We start from the raw sequence: 3,008 nt of genomic DNA on the forward strand, positions 1-3,008 counted from the left end.
GCTTTACACTGAATGCGGCTCGAAATTTGATCTGGCGCAATTTAATCATAACTACATGGAAAATAGAGAAAATATGGCCATTGTAACGTTTATCGTGTGCATGAGATTTTTCGTTACATGAAATAACTTTTGAGGTTTTTAAGTCGGCTTTACACTGAATGCGGCTCGAAATTTGATCTGGCGCAATTTAATCATAACTACATGGAAAATAGAGAAAATATGGCCATTGTAACGTTTATCGTGTGCATGAGATTTTTCGTTACATGAAATAACTTTTGAGGTTTTTAAGTCGCTGTTTTTTTATGCGGTCTTTTTATCTGCCGTCAGTGTAAAAAGTAATTTTTAATCATGATCTTACGTTTATTTTTGTTGTTTTTGTCACCCGTTCGGTTTGTGATCTATATTTACTTTTTAATCAGTAAAGTCGTTACGGATAGGCAAGGTACTGATTCCCCCCTTATAGTTTGGGTGAGTTCAATAATCACAAATCGTTTGTTCTCTGGGCACCTGTTGTATCGTGTGACCTCTTGCGGGGGGGAATCGAAAGGTCTGTCTTTAGAGACACAATTGTTAAACGTCCTTGTTAGGAGCAAGAACTATGTCAAAAAACCTCTTTGCTAATCTGCAAAAAGTCGGTAAGGCGCTGATGCTTCCAGTATCTGTGCTACCGGTTGCGGGTATACTATTAGGTGTTGGTGCGGCCAACTTTAGCTGGATGCCAGACATCATTTCTCACATGATGGAACAAGCGGGTGGTTCGGTGTTTGGTCAAATGGCCTTGCTGTTCGCGGTAGGTGTGGCACTTGGCTTCACCAATAACGACGGTGTATCGGGCCTATCTGCGATTGTCGGTTACGGCATCATGGTGGCTACGCTGGATGTGATGGCACCCGTTATGGGTGTAGATACGATCAAGACAGGTGTGCTTGGTGGTATTCTCGCGGGTGGTGTTGCAGCGTGGACGTTTAATCGCTTCTACACGATTCAGCTGCCAGACTACCTCGGCTTCTTTGCCGGCAAACGCTCTGTGCCTATTATCACCGGCTTTATTTCGATTGCTCTGGGTGTGATCCTGTCTGTGATCTGGCCGCCAATCGGTGGTGCGATCGCTACCTTCTCTCACTGGGCCGCAGAGCAAAACCCTGTTACCGCCTTTGGTATCTACGGTGTGGTAGAGCGTGCATTGATCCCATTTGGTCTGCACCACATCTGGAACGTGCCTTTCTTCTATGAAGCAGGTAGCTGTGTTAACAACGCCGGTGAGCAAGTCAACGGTATCATGACGTGTTTCTTGACCGCTAACGACGTAACGCGTGAAGCAGGTAACGGCTTTGGTCAGTTAGCCGGTGGTTACTTGTTCAAAATGTTCGGTCTACCCGCCGCTGCGTTTGCTATCGCTCACTCAGCGAAGCCAGAGAACCGTGCCAAAATCATGGGTATCATGGCATCGGCCGCTCTGACGTCGTTCCTGACCGGTATCACTGAACCCATTGAGTTCTCGTTCCTGTTCATCGCACCGGTACTTTACGGTATTCACGCCATCATGGCGGGTGCTGCTTATGTGCTGACGAACGCACTGGGTGTGGTTCACGGTCATACCTTCTCGAACGGTTTCATTGACTTTATCGTACAGATGCCACGTGCTGAAAACGTGACTACTCTGGTACTACTTGGTATTGGTTATGGTGTGCTGTATTACATTGTCTTCCGCGTGGTGATTCGCGCCCTTGACCTGAAAACCCCGGGTCGTGAAGACGAAGCCGTGGCGGATGTATCGACAGCGACAGGCTCTGAACTAGCGGGTGACTTGGTTGCAGCTTTCGGTGGTAAAGACAACATTACTGCTTTAGACGCATGTATCACACGTCTGCGCGTCTCTGTGGCGGATACTGACATTGTTGACGAAGCGAAGTTGAAGCAGCTTGGCGCAGCGGGTGTTGTAAAAGTATCAGGTGGTGTACAAGCTATCTTTGGTACTAAGTCAGACAACCTACGAACTGAAATGGACAACTGGATGCGCGCGCAATAAGCGCTACCATTATCCATTTTGCAAAAGGGGTAGCCGGGTGCTACCCCTTTTTTGATCCAACTGGCTGGGTGATTAACCGCCTAAAGAAAGAAAAAAGAGCATAAGGACGGGAACCAAGAGGCTGAGAATAAACCCACTGACAATGGCAATCGGCACACAGCGGATACCCCCGGTGCTTTGAATGATTGGCAGAGTAAAGTCCATCGCGGTTGCGCCGCCGTAGCCAATGGCGGTAAGTGGATAGCGACGAATCAATATTGGAATCATCATAATCGCTACAAGCTCGCGTCCTAACTCGAGAATAAACGAGGCGCCACCATAGACAGGGCCTAAGCCATCGCCCATTAAAATGCCGGCTAAAGAATACCAGCCAAACCCAGAGGCCATCGCTAAACCATGGTGATAAGGAATACCCAACCACCAAGCTGCCAGTAACCCCCCAGGTAAAGACGTTGCCACCACCAGTGCGGCAATCATCAAACCACGCTTATTGAGGATGATTTGTTTTAGCGTCATGCCGCTATTGCGTAGCTGGATGCCAATCAGTAATAGCAACAATAACAAAATACCTTCACTGGCGGCGTCGACCCAAGAGAGATCTTGTTGCCACAGTAGACCAACGATTAAACCTGTGGCGACCGCGCCGATCAGTTTTCCAGATTCAGACATCATGCCACGTAACGTCAGCTTATATTGGTGACCTTGCGTTTGTGTCGGCATCCATTTATCGAGAATTGGCAGCGCTAAAAGGTTAGCGGCGCCAATACAAATGAAGAAAGTGGCGGCAAAATGCAAAATGGTGGAGATATGTTGGCCAAGGTTGTCTAAGCCCGCGAGGCTAAGCCCCATTAACACCAGGATAACCATGACCAATCGCATCGTCAGCGTATTCACGGTATGAATATGGCGGGGCTGCTTGAGTGGGATCAAGTAGCCAACGATAAGTGGCGCGAAGATAAATAACATCCCTGAAAACATT

2 protein-coding genes are annotated in these 3,008 nt (G+C 47.8%); one reads left to right on the top strand and one right to left on the bottom strand.

The window, feature by feature from the left end; all coding sequences use genetic code 11:
• The first annotated feature begins 598 nt into the window (after positions 1-598).
• Complete coding sequence (gene ptsG / locus BZG79_RS13370; RefSeq protein WP_077774646.1) at positions 599-2,029, top strand: PTS glucose transporter subunit IIBC; 1,431 nt, start codon at positions 599-601, stop codon at positions 2,027-2,029.
• A gap of 72 nt (positions 2,030-2,101) precedes the next feature.
• Here ptsG and BZG79_RS13375 read toward each other — a convergent pair whose 3' ends face one another.
• Entirely contained in the window at positions 2,102-3,007 is a 906-nt protein-coding gene (locus BZG79_RS13375; protein WP_077646612.1) for a lysine exporter LysO family protein, read from the bottom strand.
• Position 3,008: the final 1 nt, after the last annotated feature.

This window comes from Salinivibrio sp. MA427, from assembly GCF_001996115.1.
Taxonomy (GTDB): Bacteria; Pseudomonadota; Gammaproteobacteria; order Enterobacterales; family Vibrionaceae; genus Salinivibrio; species Salinivibrio costicola.

Coding starts and splice junctions, on each gene's coding strand:
- ptsG (WP_077774646.1), top strand. CDS start 599: ATGTCAAAAAACCTCTTTGCTAATCTGCAAAAAGTCGGTAAGGCGCTG.
- BZG79_RS13375 (WP_077646612.1), bottom strand. CDS start 3,007: ATGTTTTCAGGGATGTTATTTATCTTCGCGCCACTTATCGTTGGCTAC.